The sequence below is a fragment of the Tepidanaerobacter sp. EBM-49 genome (assembly GCF_001896645.1).
In the GTDB taxonomy this organism is placed as follows: domain Bacteria; phylum Bacillota; class Thermosediminibacteria; order Thermosediminibacterales; family Tepidanaerobacteraceae; genus Tepidanaerobacter; species Tepidanaerobacter syntrophicus.
Map to the genome: position 1 here is coordinate 23,598 of NZ_MPPE01000041.1, position 13,874 is coordinate 37,471.

At 36.7% G+C, this 13,874-nt stretch carries 13 protein-coding genes and 1 other annotated feature; of the genes, 11 read left to right on the top strand and 2 right to left on the bottom strand.

The features are described 5' to 3' along the window. Positions 1–60: 60 nt before the first annotated feature. From BUE08_RS06805 to BUE08_RS06840, 8 genes are all read left to right on the top strand, one after another. The gene (locus BUE08_RS06805) at positions 61–483 is read left to right on the top strand and encodes a SoxR reducing system RseC family protein (RefSeq protein ID WP_213995881.1); all 423 of its coding nucleotides are present in this window, start codon (positions 61–63) and stop codon (positions 481–483) included. Positions 484–595: 112 nt separating this feature from the next. Next, on the top strand, positions 596–3,238 hold the full coding sequence (gene alaS / locus BUE08_RS06810; protein ID WP_213995880.1) for an alanine--tRNA ligase: 2,643 nt from the start codon (positions 596–598) through the stop codon (positions 3,236–3,238). A gap of 27 nt (positions 3,239–3,265) precedes the next feature. Next, the gene (locus tag BUE08_RS06815; RefSeq protein ID WP_059033879.1) at positions 3,266–3,523 is read left to right on the top strand and encodes an IreB family regulatory phosphoprotein; all 258 of its coding nucleotides are present in this window, start codon (positions 3,266–3,268) and stop codon (positions 3,521–3,523) included. A 27-nt stretch (positions 3,524–3,550) separates the two neighbouring features. Continuing rightward, complete coding sequence (locus tag BUE08_RS06820; RefSeq protein WP_213995879.1) at positions 3,551–4,498, top strand: aldo/keto reductase; 948 nt, start codon at positions 3,551–3,553, stop codon at positions 4,496–4,498. Between the two features lie 15 nt (positions 4,499–4,513). Continuing rightward, positions 4,514–4,945 (top strand): Holliday junction resolvase RuvX, encoded by a 432-nt coding sequence (gene ruvX / locus BUE08_RS06825; RefSeq protein ID WP_059033883.1) that lies wholly within the window; start codon positions 4,514–4,516, stop codon positions 4,943–4,945. A 51-nt stretch (positions 4,946–4,996) separates the two neighbouring features. After that, the gene (locus tag BUE08_RS06830; protein WP_059033885.1) at positions 4,997–5,308 is read left to right on the top strand and encodes a DUF1292 domain-containing protein; all 312 of its coding nucleotides are present in this window, start codon (positions 4,997–4,999) and stop codon (positions 5,306–5,308) included. A gap of 66 nt (positions 5,309–5,374) precedes the next feature. Further along, positions 5,375–5,571, top strand: a binding site (T-box leader). Between the two features lie 184 nt (positions 5,572–5,755). Further along, positions 5,756–7,327 carry a phosphoglycerate dehydrogenase gene (gene serA / locus BUE08_RS06835; protein WP_059033887.1) on the top strand — a complete coding sequence of 524 codons (1,572 nt, stop codon included), beginning with the start codon at positions 5,756–5,758 and terminating at the stop codon, positions 7,325–7,327. A gap of 51 nt (positions 7,328–7,378) precedes the next feature. After that, positions 7,379–7,858: a Fur family transcriptional regulator gene (locus BUE08_RS06840; protein WP_213995939.1), complete on the top strand. Its 480-nt coding sequence runs from the start codon at positions 7,379–7,381 to the stop codon at positions 7,856–7,858. Between the two features lie 61 nt (positions 7,859–7,919). On the opposite strand, the gene BUE08_RS06845 is transcribed toward BUE08_RS06840, so the two are convergent. Next, positions 7,920–8,321, bottom strand: coding sequence for a bacteriohemerythrin (locus BUE08_RS06845; RefSeq protein WP_059033891.1), 402 nt, complete (start codon positions 8,319–8,321; stop codon positions 7,920–7,922). A 190-nt stretch (positions 8,322–8,511) separates the two neighbouring features. Then, positions 8,512–11,217, bottom strand: coding sequence for a calcium-transporting P-type ATPase, PMR1-type (locus tag BUE08_RS06850; protein WP_213995876.1), 2,706 nt, complete (start codon positions 11,215–11,217; stop codon positions 8,512–8,514). Positions 11,218–11,655: 438 nt separating this feature from the next. On the opposite strand from BUE08_RS06850, the gene BUE08_RS06855 reads away from it, so the two are divergent. The 3 genes from BUE08_RS06855 to BUE08_RS06865 are packed head-to-tail and all read left to right on the top strand — an operon-like array spanning position 11,656 to position 13,852. After that, positions 11,656–12,213 (top strand): QueT transporter family protein, encoded by a 558-nt coding sequence (locus tag BUE08_RS06855; protein ID WP_059033895.1) that lies wholly within the window; start codon positions 11,656–11,658, stop codon positions 12,211–12,213. Between the two features lie 16 nt (positions 12,214–12,229). Continuing rightward, a complete protein-coding gene (mltG, locus tag BUE08_RS06860) occupies positions 12,230–13,306 on the top strand; it encodes an endolytic transglycosylase MltG (protein ID WP_286680628.1) in 1,077 nt (358 codons plus the stop codon). A gap of 27 nt (positions 13,307–13,333) precedes the next feature. After that, on the top strand, positions 13,334–13,852 hold the full coding sequence (locus BUE08_RS06865; RefSeq protein WP_059033898.1) for a YqeG family HAD IIIA-type phosphatase: 519 nt from the start codon (positions 13,334–13,336) through the stop codon (positions 13,850–13,852). Positions 13,853–13,874: the final 22 nt, after the last annotated feature.

A 13,874-nucleotide genomic window follows, 5' to 3' on the forward strand; every position in this document is an offset into this window, starting at 1 on the left:
ATATAATATGCCTATAGATTGGGCTTCATTTGATATTTCATTTTAAGGAAGGTATTAAAAGTGAGAGAAAAAGCTGTTGTAGTTGCGACAAAAAGCGGATTTGCCCAGTTGCAGATAGAACCGAAAGATTCCTGCGAAGGATGTAAAGCCTGCGCTGCTGGAAAAAGCGGAAAAGCAATAAAAATATGGGCTAAGAATTATGTTAATGCAAAAGTTGGTCAAACTGTAGAAGTTGAGCTTCGTGATTCTACATTCCTGTCGGCAACGATAATAATATATGCAATTCCCCTGTTAGCTTTTTTTATAGGGATAGGTTTGGGCTATAAAGTTTCAGGAATATTTAAAATCGCCATTATAGAACCTTTTGCTGTAGTAGTTGGCTTGGCCCTAATGGCCATTACTTTCTTAGTGATACATTTTTTAACTGAGCGTAAAAAATTTGGAGACACATATTCGCCATATATAACACAAATTTATGAGTAATTTTTAAAAAAATGCCCACTGAATATTGATAATTGATTTTTCTTTTTATATAATTCCAATCAGTGCAAAGCAACAATAAGTGAAGATTTAGTTGATTTTGGAGGTTATTCCTATGATGAGCAGCAATGAAATTAGAGAAAAGTTCTTAAGCTATTTCGAAAGTAAAGGCCATACAAGAGTGGAAAGTTCCTCTTTAGTTCCTCAAAATGATCCCACATTACTTTTTACTAATGCAGGCATGAATCAGTTCAAAGACGTTTTTCTTGGTCTTAAAACCCTACCTTATAAAAGGGCGGTCAGCTGTCAGAAATGCGTTAGAGCTGGCGGCAAACACAATGATCTAGAAAGCGTTGGAAGAACTGCGCGCCATCATACTTTTTTTGAAATGTTGGGCAATTTTTCCTTTGGTGACTATTTTAAAAAAGAGGCTATAGCATATGCATGGGAATTCCTTACAGATGTGCTAAAACTTCCAAAAGATCAATTATGGGTCAGTGTTTTCAAAGAAGACGAAGAGGCTTTTCAGCTTTGGCAAGCATATTTGCCTAAAGAAAGAATTGTCCGTTTAGGAGAGAAGGATAATTTTTGGAGCATGGGAGAGACCGGACCTTGCGGACCTTGCAGCGAAATATATATTGATAGGGGCATTGAGCATAAATGTGACGCCGAAGAATGTGCCCTTGGCAAATGTGACTGCGACAGATGGCGCGAATTATGGAATTTAGTTTTTATGCAATATAACAGAGACGAAAACGGTGTTATGACACCACTTCCAAAACCCAGCATTGATACGGGAATGGGGCTTGAACGTATAGCAACTGTGATGCAAGGGGTTTACAGCAACTACGATACAGACCTTTTAAGGCCATTGATTACTTTTATAGAGGATATGACAAAAAAAGAGTACAAAGATAATGAACAAGGATTTGCATTTAGAGTAATTGCTGACCATTCAAGAGCCATAACATTTTTAATCTCAGATGGTGTAATTCCGGGAAACGAGGGAAGAAACTATGTATTAAGGCGGATCATTAGAAGAGCCGCCCGCTACGGAAAGGAACTTGGTTTAAATGAACCGTTTTTGTACAAGGTAGTTCCTAAAGTGGTGGAATTAATGAAAGATGCCTATCCGGAACTTGAAAAGAATATGCCATATATACAAAAAGTAGTGAAAGCCGAGGAAGAAAAATTCCTTGAAACCTTAAACGATGGATTGAGGATTTTAAGAGAAAATATAGAGGATTTACTAAAAGAGAACAAGAAAGAAATACCTGGTAATATAGCTTTTGTCTTGTACGACACTTACGGCTTTCCGATTGATTTGACGTGCGATATAGCTCAGGAAAATGGAATGAAAGTCGATATTAAAACCTTTGAAGAATTAATGAATAAACAAAGAGAAAAGGCAAAAGCAGCACGCAAAAGCGAATATGAAATTGATGAACTAGCCTCGGTGCTATCCCGTCTTGCTCCAACGGCATTTGTTGGATATGAAAATTTTGAAACGGAAAGTCAAGTTCAATTTATTTTAGCTGGCAAAGCAGCGGTAGAAAAATGCGATGATACGAAACAGGATGTTATTGTAGTACTTGATAAAACACCATTTTATGCTGAATCCGGTGGCCAAGTGGGAGATACTGGCGTAATTGAAAATAAAGACTTTTTATTTAAAGTTACAGATACTCAAAAAACCCCCGATGGAAAGATTTATCATAGAGGCCGAATAGAAAGAGGAAGCGTAAGCATAGGCGAAAAAGTCACAGCTAAAATTGATGTAGAAAGACGGCTAAACATTTCTCGCAACCACAGTGCGACCCACCTATTGCACAAAGCATTAAAAGAAGTTTTAGGCGAGCATGTAAATCAGTCAGGTTCATTAGTTGATGAACATAAATTAAGATTCGATTTTTCACATTTTTCAAGTCTTACACCCGATGAAATAAGGCAGGTAGAGTTTAAAGTAAATCATGTGATACTTAAAAACTTGCCTGTATCAATATACCAAACAACTCTTCGAGAGGCTCGAGAGCAAGGAGTTATCGCACTTTTTAACGAAAAATATCAAGAAAATGTAAGAGTTGTATGCTTTGGCGACTATAGTAAAGAACTGTGTGGAGGAACTCATGTCAAGTCTACTGGTGAAATAGGCCTCTTTAAGATAATCTCAGAAAGCAGTGTAGGTTCCGGACTAAGAAGAATTGAAGGGGTATGTGGCTTTAATTTAATGAATTATTTATACGAGAATCTCGAAATTTTAGATAAAGCATCGAAACTTTTAAAAACATCTCCGGAAGAGCTGCTTAAAAAAATTGACGAGTTAACTGGTCAGCTTAAAGAACAGGAAAGAATGCTTGAGTCATTAAAACAGCAGTTGGCAAATTCAGAAGTTGAAGAAATAGTGCAAAAAGTAAAGCCCGTAAATGGTATCAATGTAATTTCTGCAAGAGCTAATGCAAAAAGCATTGACGATTTAAGGATGATGGTGGACACGCTGCGCCAGAAAATCAAAACCGGTATAATAGTTTTAGGAAGTTGCAGCGATAATAAAGTTTTATTTGTAGTTGGAGTAACCGATGATTTGACGAAGAAAGGCTATAATGCCGGAGAAATAATTAAAAAGGTAGCCAAAATAGCAGGTGGCGGAGGTGGCGGCAGACCAGACTTTGCCCAGGCAGGCGGCAAAAATCCTGATAAGCTTGATGAAGCGCTAAATGCTGTTTTTGCTATAATCGAAGAGCTCCAAAACAAAATTTAAAATAAATTGCGGAATGGAGGGATGAAAATGGAAGGAAAGATGGATGAAACTGTTAAGTTTAGAGTCGAAAAAGAAGCTGACATTGATGCCAAAACAATTTTGAAACAAGTCAGCAAGGCACTGGAAGAAAAGGGATATAACCCTATAAATCAGCTTGTGGGCTATATCTTATCCGGTGATCCAGCATATATTACAAGTTATAACAATGCCAGGAACTTAATTAGAAAGCTCGAACGGGATAAATTAGTAGAGGAGTTAATTAAGAGTTACATTGAAAGCGAATAATTTTAGCAGTTGTACGAGGTCTTGAAATTGGAGTATAACATTCTTGGAAATACAGGTTTGAGGGTATCCTACCTATGTTTTGGAAGCCTGTCAATAAGCCCGCTCCAATCAAAGTTTTCTTTAGAAGCGGGAGCCGATATTATAAATTTAGCAATTGATTTCGGCGTTAATTTTATTGATACAGCTGAGTTTTATCAAAACTACGATTATATATCTAAAGCACTTAAAAGAACAAAGAAAGATATTGTAATAACAACTAAATCTTATGCCTACACCTATGATGGAATGAAAAACAGCGTTGAGAAAGCGCGTAGAGAACTTGACCGAGATGTAATAGATATATTTATGCTTCATGAACAAGAAAGCCGGCTTACGCTCAAAGGACATCGCGAGGCGTTGGAATATTTACAGAACGCTAAAGCAAAAGGCCAAATAAAGGCAATAGGAGTTTCTACTCACACTGTTGAAGTTGTAAATGCCGCATCTTGCATGGATGAGATTGAAGTAATTCACCCATTGATAAATTTTAAAGGTATAGGGATTAAAGACGGAAATTTAGAGGAAATGGAGAAAGCGATACAAGCAGCATATGAGAACGGAAAGGGTATATATGCCATGAAAGCCCTTGGGGGAGGAAACCTCATAGGGTGCAAGCAACAAGCCTTTTCTTATATACTTTCATTTCCTTATACTCATTCTATAGCAGTTGGCATGAAATCATATGATGAAGTTGCAGAAAATATTGCTATATTTGAAAGAAGGCCCATTGAGCCTTCGGTTGAGGAAAGATTAAGTAGCCAAAAAAGAGAGCTTTTAATTGAAGACTGGTGCGCGGGTTGCGGAGAATGTGCAAGGCACTGCCGATATGGCGCGCTGGAAGTTAAAGGCGGCAGATCTATGGTTAATCCCAATAAATGCATCTTATGCGGTTATTGCGCAGGCTACTGTCCGGAGTTTTGTATAAAGATAGTTTAATTAAGGAGTATTTGAATGCGCATTTTATGTTTAGACGTGGGCGAGAAAAGAATAGGAGTTGCGGTATCGGACGAACTAGGCATAACTGCCCAGGGCTTAGGCACCGTTGAAAGAAAACAAAATAGCAAAGACGAAGATATAGAGGAAATACGAAAAATCGTTGAAAAATACAATGTTGATAAAATAATATTAGGTCTTCCAAAAAATATGGACGGGACTTTAGGACAAAGCGGTAAGATGGTTGAAGACTATGCTAAAAAACTACAAAGTTGTTTGAATATAGATTTAGGATTTTGGGACGAAAGATTGAGCACTGTTTCAGCTGAACGAGTTTTGATAGATGCAGATATCTCCAGAAAAAAAAGAAAGAGCGTAATTGATAAACTATCTGCGGTAATAATCTTGCAAAGCTATTTAGATTATAAATCAAGAGTTGACACAATGTAATAATTACTATAAAATATTCCTAATTCAATTGAATTGGAGTGGAGAAACTTTATGGAAGAGTTTGAAACAATAACCTTGCTGGATGAAAATGGAGAGGAAACTGTATTTGAGATATTAGGAGTTATAAATGTCGAGGATACGGATTATGCAATTCTGTCCCCTTTAATCGAAGACGAAGAAGATGAAGAAGAGGGCGAAGCATACATCTTCAGAATCGATGTGGATGAAGAAGGCAATGAGGTCCTTTTTGAGGTAGAAGACGACGAAGAATTTGAAATGGTAAGGGATGCATGGGAAATGCTGTGCATGGATGAATTGGAATCCCTTGACGAAGATGACGATTTTGATGGAGAAGATGAGTAGGTTTAATTTTTGATACTGTCTTGACAAACTTATCTAGCTGTTTTATAATATTCTAAAATTTAGTTAGTAAAAACTATGAAGGGGAAAATTAAAGATATTTTCTATAGAGAGTCAGTGGATGGTGCAAACTGACAGAAGATCTTTATTTCCGCCCCGGAGTTGTTGGCGATGAGCCAAACCGGTTTTAACCGTTAGATTTATAGAGGGTTGCATATTTTGGGAAACTGAAATAGGGTGGCAACGCGGTAATTTCCGCCCCTTGTACTGGGCGGTTTTTTTATTATATATTAATTTGGACTATTTTATATATTTAAGGAGAGGTGCACGGTGGTGATGAATTTTTTTATTAATGTGCTGGCAGCGCTAGAATCGGCATTGAATAATGAGAATTTATTTGGAGCAGGAATAGCTGCGGCAGAAAGAATTTTTGCAAAAGGGGAGATATAAATGAGGGTTTTAGTAAGCGATGATCTTGCTCAAGAGGGAATCGACATATTAAAAAAAGAATTTGATGTAGATGTTAAGACAAAATTAAGCGAAGAAGAATTAATGGAAATAATTCCTAATTATGATGCACTTGTTGTCCGCAGTGCGACTAAAGTTACAAAAAATATTATAGAAAAAAGCAATCTGAAGGTTATCGGAAGAGCGGGTGTCGGTGTTGACAACATAGATGTTGATGCTGCAACGCATAAAGGAATTTTGGTAGTTAATGCTCCTGAAGGAAATACCATAGCGGCCAGTGAACACACTATTGCACTTCTCATGTCTGTTGCACGAAATATACCCGCTGCTGTTATGAGCCTTAAAAATAAAAAATGGGACAGAAAAAGTTTTGTTGGAATAGAGGTTAGAGGAAAAACCCTTGGAATTGTAGGCCTTGGGAGAATTGGCAAAGATGTAGCAGCTAAAGCTATCGGCCTTGGAATGAATATTCTGGCGTATGATCCTTATATAATAAACAATACTCTTGAAAATACCCATATTAAAGTAACCGACTTTGAAACAGTGCTAAAAAATTCGGATTTTATAACATTCCATGTTCCTTTGACAAAGGCTACTTATCATATGATTGATAAAGACCAGATCTCAATAATGAAAGATAAGGTTATTTTAATTAATTGTGCTCGAGGAGGTATTATCAACGAAGAAGCCCTTTACGAAGCACTTGTTTCAGGAAAAGTGGGGGCGTGCGCTTTGGATGTGTTTGAGCATGAACCACCCCTTGAAAGCCCGCTTATTGATTTACCTAATGTAGTAGCAACCCCTCACCTTGGAGCATCTACCGCTGAAGCTCAGATTAATGTAGCTATAGAAGTGGCGAATGACATAATTCGTGCGCTAAAAGGGGAATTAGTTAAAAATGCCGTTAACATGATAACTGTTAGACCTGAAGAATATCACGAAATAAAGCCCTTTATAGAACTGGCGGAGAAAATGGGTTCACTTTATACGCAACTAAAAAACGGTCGTATAAGTGAAGTAGAAATGATATATTCCGGAAAAGTAACAAAATTTGATGTAAAACCAATAACAGTTGCCGCGATAAAAGGCATTCTGACAAATATGCTAGAATTCCCACCTAATTTAGTAAATGCATATTTGCTTGCGAAAGAACGGGGTATAAAAATTAGCGAGAAAAAAGTTAGCGAAGATCAAGATGCCCCAGGAACAATAACTTTGCAAGTGACTACCGATAAAGGAAAGAGCAGTATTTCGGGAACAGTTTTTGAAAAAGACGAAATTAGAATAACAGCTATAGATGATTATAAGATAGATCTTATTCCTCGCGGATATGCCCTAATGTCATTTCATAAAGACAGACCCGGTATTGTGGGACAGGTAGGAAGCCTCCTGGGCAACAATGATATTAACATAGCCTATATGCAGCTGGGCCGCAAATCTTTTAGAGGAGAAGCGCTAATGGTGCTTGGAATCGACGAAGAAGTTCCTGAGCATGTTTTAAATGAAATAAGAAAAATCGAAGATGTGTCTGATGCTCTATTTATAAAGTTCTAATTCCTTGACAATAATTGCTGTTTGCAATATACTATGAGCGAAGCAGCATATATGCCGGGAGTGGGTATTTTGTTGACAGAAGAAGAAAGAAAATACAGGATAAGTGTTATCGAGGATAGATTAAAAGAGAAAGACCTTAAATTAACTCCCCAAAGAAGAGTGGTTCTAGATGTCCTTCTCGATAATCAGTCCAAGCACCTTAGCGCAGAAGAAGTTTTTGAATTTGTAAGAAAAAAATTTCCAGATATTGGATTAGCTACGGTGTACAGAACTTTACAACTTTTTGATGACTTTGGCATTATCAAAAAGTTAGATTTTAATGATGGATGTTATCGGTATGAGTTAAGTGAAGACCAGCGGCATCAACATCATCATCTTATTTGTATAAAATGTGGAAAAATTTACGAATTTGATGATGATCTATTAGAGGACCTTGAAAAAAGAATTTATAAGAATAACTCCTTCAAAGTAATAGATCATGCTGTTAAGTTTTTTGGATATTGTAAGGATTGCCTTAAAGATTTGACATAGATCAACGAACAACAAACCAGCCTATAAAGAAAGGCTGGTTTGTTGTTTATAACATATTTGTTTATCGATTTGAAGATTGTGTAATAAGTTTATCCGCACCTAGGATATGGTCGCTTATCCAGTTAATTATAAAATCTAGTAGCTCTAGGATATATTGATTTTGGTTCTCGTCTATGCTGTCAAGGTTTACTGCGTTAAGTTTTTCTACGAAACTGTCATGAGCTGCCTTTTGCAAAGGATAGCCTTTATAACCGATGCTGAGCATGTAATTTTCTTCTGACTGAAAATGATAAATAGCATAATCTCTTAGCTCTGCCAGTATTTGTATTATTTGATCAAATTTGTCATAGCAAAAATCATTTTTTAAAAGATTATAAGCTTCATTGGCTATCTCGAATAATTTTTGATGCTGCTTATCAATTTGTTCCACGCCTATCTTGTAGTCATCCTTCCACTTAATCAAAACAATTCACCTCCGAGAATGTCTTATTTATCATGTCCTATATTACCATATTTATGCATTTATGTATATTTTTAAAGCTGAAGGTTATTTATTTGCTTCTAGATTTTTCGATATAAATAAAATGAACAGGCGGGTATATAAAATCTTTTTATTTCCGCCTGTTCATTCAAATTATAAAGTATATCTTAAATTATTTTTGGAGTCTTGCAAGAAATAGTTTAGTTATCTCAGCGGCAATAAAGGGCAGTATACCAAACAATACTATAATATCCCAGTCATAAAAAGATAATTTTACTGTATCAAATATCTCTCTTAATGCAGGTATATACAAAACTGCTATCAAGAGCAGGAAAGATAAAAGTGTACCGCCAACCATATATAAGTTACTAAAAAATCCTATTTTATAAATAAGAAGTTCTTCCGAACGAGAAGTATATGCCCTTAGAAGCTCGCTGAAAATTAATGTCGCGAAGGCGAATGTCCTGGCAACTCGAAGATCAGAAGTAGAGTTCAATGAAAATACAAATACTCCAAGAACGGCAATAGTCATAAACGTGCTTTGAACAGCAATTTGCCAATTCATTTTTTTGTCAAGTATCGGTTCATTAGGATTACGCGGCGGTTTTTTCATGATGCCTGGTTCCTTGGCTTCCATACCAAGTGCTAATGCGGGGAAAGCATCAGTCAGCAGGTTTAGCCAGAGTAACTGGATTGGTTTTAGCGGCACAGGCAAGCCGGCTAGCATTGCAACAAATATGATTAGTATTTCCGCTATATTACAGGATAAAAGGAAGAATATAAATTTGCGTATATTTGCATATATTGTCCTTCCTTCTTCTACAGCAGCAACTATACTGGCGAAATTATCATCTGTTAAAATCATATCTGCAGCTTCTTTAGCTACATCCGTTCCGGTAATGCCCATAGCGATTCCTATATCCGCTCTTTTAAGTGCAGGAGCGTCATTGACACCATCACCTGTCATTGCGACAATATGACCATTGTTTTTTATGGCGTCTACTATTCTAAGTTTATGAACTGGGGATACCCTTGCATAAACCGACACATTGTTAGCAACAGATACCAATTCTTCATCAGTCATCTTATCTAGATCAAGACCAGTAAGAGCTTGAGAATTCTCGTCGATCATACCTAGTTCTTTTGCGATTGCTTCGGCAGTATCCTTATAGTCTCCTGTAATCATTACAGGTTTTATACCAGCTTGTTTACAAATTTTTATTGCATCTTTTGCTTCAGGCCTTGCAGGATCAATCATGCCGACAAGACCTACAAAAATCATATCTTTTTCAACTTCTGCTGGATCGGGGTGCGATGGTATAGAATCTACCGGTTTAAAGGCAAAGCCTAAAACTCTAAGAGCCTGAGAAGCCATGCTGTGGTTTGCTTCTAATATTGTTTTGCGGTCTTCGTCGGTTATATCAAAAACTTGATTATTCTTTAGAATTCTATTTGACAAGCTCAGCATTATATCCGGTGCGCCTTTTGTAAAAGCAAAATAGCTATTATTGTATAGATGGAAAGTAGTCATTCGCTTGCGATCGGAATCAAAAGGTATTTCCTGAAGCCTTGGTGTCAAAGCATTCAGCTCTTCAGCTGAAAGACCCGCCTTTTCAGCTGCTACTATTAAGCAGCCTTCGGTAGGATCCCCCATGATGCGCCAGCTTTTTTCGGTATTTGAGCCGCTTTCTTCTAGCCTTGCGTCATTGCACAATGCGCTGATAGTTAGAAGCATCTTTAAGTCAGGATCAGATAAAGGATCATATTTTTGATCGTCTAGATAAAACTCACCTATGGGTTTATATCCCTCACCTGTAATCGAATAAAACTTGCCATTTACAAATACCTTTCTTGCTGTCATTTCGTTTTGCGTAAGTGTCCCGGTTTTATCGGAACAAATAACAGTAGTGCTCCCCAAAGTTTCGACTGCATGCAGTTTTTTTATGATAGCATGTCTTTTAACCATTCTTTGCATTCCAAGAGCAAGAACTATCGTAACTATTGCAGGTAAACCTTCGGGTATGGCAGCTACTGCAAGACTCACTGCTGTCATGAACATATCAAGAAGCGGATTACCTTCAAAAATACCCAAGACGAAAACTATACCACATATTACGAGACAGGCGATCCCTAAAACCTTTCCGAGATCGTCTAGTTTTTTCTGCAAAGGTGTTTCTTCTTCTTCATAAGACTCAAGCATTTTGGCAATTAGCCCTATTTCTGTGTTCATACCTGTTTCTATAACTATTCCCTTGCCTCTGCCATATGTTACCACTGTGCCCATAAATGCTGAATTATTTCTATCGCCTAATGGAACTTCTCCGCCTAGGACAACTTCAGCATTTTTCTCCGAAGGAACTGATTCACCGGTAAGAGAAGCTTCATCGATTTTTAAGTTTATGCTTTCGATAAGCCTTAAATCTGCAGGCACATAATTTCCTGCCTCTAGTATAACTATGTCACCTGGAACTAGTTCTCTTGCAGGAATTTCAACAACCTTGCCGTCTCTTATAACCTTTGCCTCAGGAGCTGCCATTTTTTTTAAGGCTTCCAAAGCTTTACTAGCTCTTGCTTCCTGGACAACACCTAAAATTGCGTTTAGAATAACTATTAAAATTATTACGATTGCATCAGTTGTCTCCCCTACAACAGCAGAAACAAGGCTTGCACCAATAAGGATTAGGACAAGAAAGTCTTTAAACTGTTCAAGCAGCATTTGCCAAATAGTTTCACCTTTTTTGCCAACAAGCTCGTTGTATCCCACTTCATCTAGGCGCTTTTTTGCCTCTTCTGAGGAGAGACCGCTTTTTAGATCAGTATTTAGCTTACTTGATATTTCCTCCTTTTTTAGAGAATACCAATTAGTTTTTTCGGCCAAAATAAAATCCTCCTTCTACTATTATTAGTTTATGTAATATTTTAATACTGATATAATAATTGCCAAAGCTAAATTACCTTTTAAAAGATCGCCGTCCTTTACTTATGAATTTTCATAGCTGTAAATAAAAAAGACCCTTACTGCAATCGATTATCGAATAATAGTTGATTGCGTCAAAGGTCTTGTCTTTTCAGAAAAAACTGAAATGATAAAAGCCAGGCATAAATGCCGTGCTGGTGACTTTCATCAAACGACTACTCCCCCTTAACGGAGTATGATGATTTCTATATATACTGTTATGATTTATTCGTAAATAATGATATAATAAAATCTACCTAGTGTCAACTCAAATCATATTGACCTCATTTAAAACTAACGTTAAACTAAGTCAAGGAGGCAAAGCCAAAACAACTCAAATAGAAAGGGCGATACATCAAAATGCTTTGGTTTGCAATACTTATATTCTTAATTGCAGCAATCGTTTTTTGGCTTGTATTTCAGCAACGAAAAAACAGCCAAACAAATCCTTCTGCGTATTTAATTTCAAGAGCAGCGCTTATAGCTGCTATTTACGCACTGGTTACTTACGTTTTTGAACCGATAAGTTATGGTCCTGTTCAAGTTAGGATCTCTGAGGCGCTTACACTATTGCCTCTTATGGATCCGGCAGCTGTTCCCGGTCTTTTTGTAGGCTGTTTGATTGCAAATATATTAGGCGGTTTAGGTTTATGGGATATCTGTCTTGGCAGCTTGATTACCTTTTTAGCCGCTTATATCACAAGCAAAATGCCAAACCCCTTTTTAGGAGCGGTTCCGCCTATAGTCCTGAATGCTTTAGGAGTAGCTTTTTACCTTTCCAAAATTTATAGCGTTCCCTATATTGCGACAGCTCTATATATTGGCCTAGGCGAGCTTATATCCGTTGCCGGAATAGGTATACCACTATTTTATTTGATACAGCGCACGAATTTAAGGAAAATCTTCAACAAAAAATAAAGAGGTGCAAAAATATTTGAGATATAAATTAAAATATTCAGGCCAAAGCCTGATAAAATATATTAAATCAAATAAAGCCCAAGCAGTGTTTTTAATAGCAATCATTTTAGTTTTGATTATAGCAATTTGGTTTAAAATTTCACTTTCTCCAAAAGACCCATCAAATAAGGCAGCCGTCGAATTCGAGGTAAAGAAAGGTGAAACAGCACAAGAACTAGCACTAAACTTGCAAAGTAAAGGCTTAATAAAGAATGATACAATTTTTATTCTTTATGCGAAAATAAAGGGGCTGGATATAAAGATAAAAAGTGGAAGATATTATTTAAGTCCCTCTATGACCGTCGGGGAAATCTTAAATAAGTTAATAGATGAAAAAAATTCAATTAATGATGTTCGAGTTACAATTCCTGAGGGAAGCACTTTAAAAGACATTGCCAACATATTAAAAGATAAGGGCTTGATTAATGATACAGCTGAATTTATCAGCTATGCTAAGGCGCAAAATTTTAAGGATAAGTACGACTTTCTTAAAGATTTTCCACAAGATGCTACTCTGGAAGGATTTCTATTTCCTGACACCTATTTTTTGCCTAAGGACAGAAGCGTGGAGTTTTATATCGATGTGTTTTTAAAGCAATTTGAGAAAATATATAAAACTGAATTGTCTGGAATATTAGAAGAAAAACATCCTAAGTATAGCATATACCAAATAGTTACATTAGCATCTATAGTAGAAAAAGAAGCAAAACTTGAAAGTGAAAGGCCGATAATTGCAGCAGTATTTTACAACCGACTTGAAAAGGGGATGCCCTTGCAGTCTTGCGCAACAATAGAGTTTTTGTTAGATGAACACAAGGAGAAGCTTTCCTTTGACGACCTTGAGATAAATTCGCCATACAACACTTATAAAAATACAGGCTTGCCTCCTGGACCAATAGGAGCACCTGGACTTTCATCGCTACTTGCAACAATTTCTCCTGCAAATGTTGATTATCTTTACTTTGTAGCAAAAGGCGACGGTTCGCATATATTTACTAAAACATATGCAGATCATTTAAACGCTCAAGAGAAGATTGAAAGTAGCAATAACTAAACATAAATTTTTTTATGAGGAATGATTATGCTAGAGCTATTTTGCCCTGATCTTTATATCGAAAATATCTATAAATTAGATTTAAACTATTTAAAGAAAAAAAATATCAGAGGAATACTTATAGACATTGACAATACTCTACTTCCGTGGAATTCAGCAGATATTGACAATAAGTTGATAAATTGGGTGAATTTATGTAAAGAAGAGGGATTCCTTCTATGCATTATTTCTAACAATACTGCAAGCCGCATAAGAGTGTGTGCGAATAAGCTGGGGATTCCCGCAGTATCAGGCCACTATAAGCCGCTTAAAAGAGCTTTTAAGGAAGGCTTGAATATACTAGGCACTAAGCCGGAAGAAACGGCAGCTATTGGCGATCAAATATTTACCGATATTTTAGGCGCAAAACGCAGTGGGCTATTTGCAATTTTAGTAAAGCCGATAGGCGATAAGGAATTTTTTGGAACTAAGATTATCCGAAAATTTGAAGGCCTAATCTTAAAATATATGGAAAGGAAGAATCTGATTTTTCTTAATCGGTATTAATATAAATTAGAGGAGCGAGGCT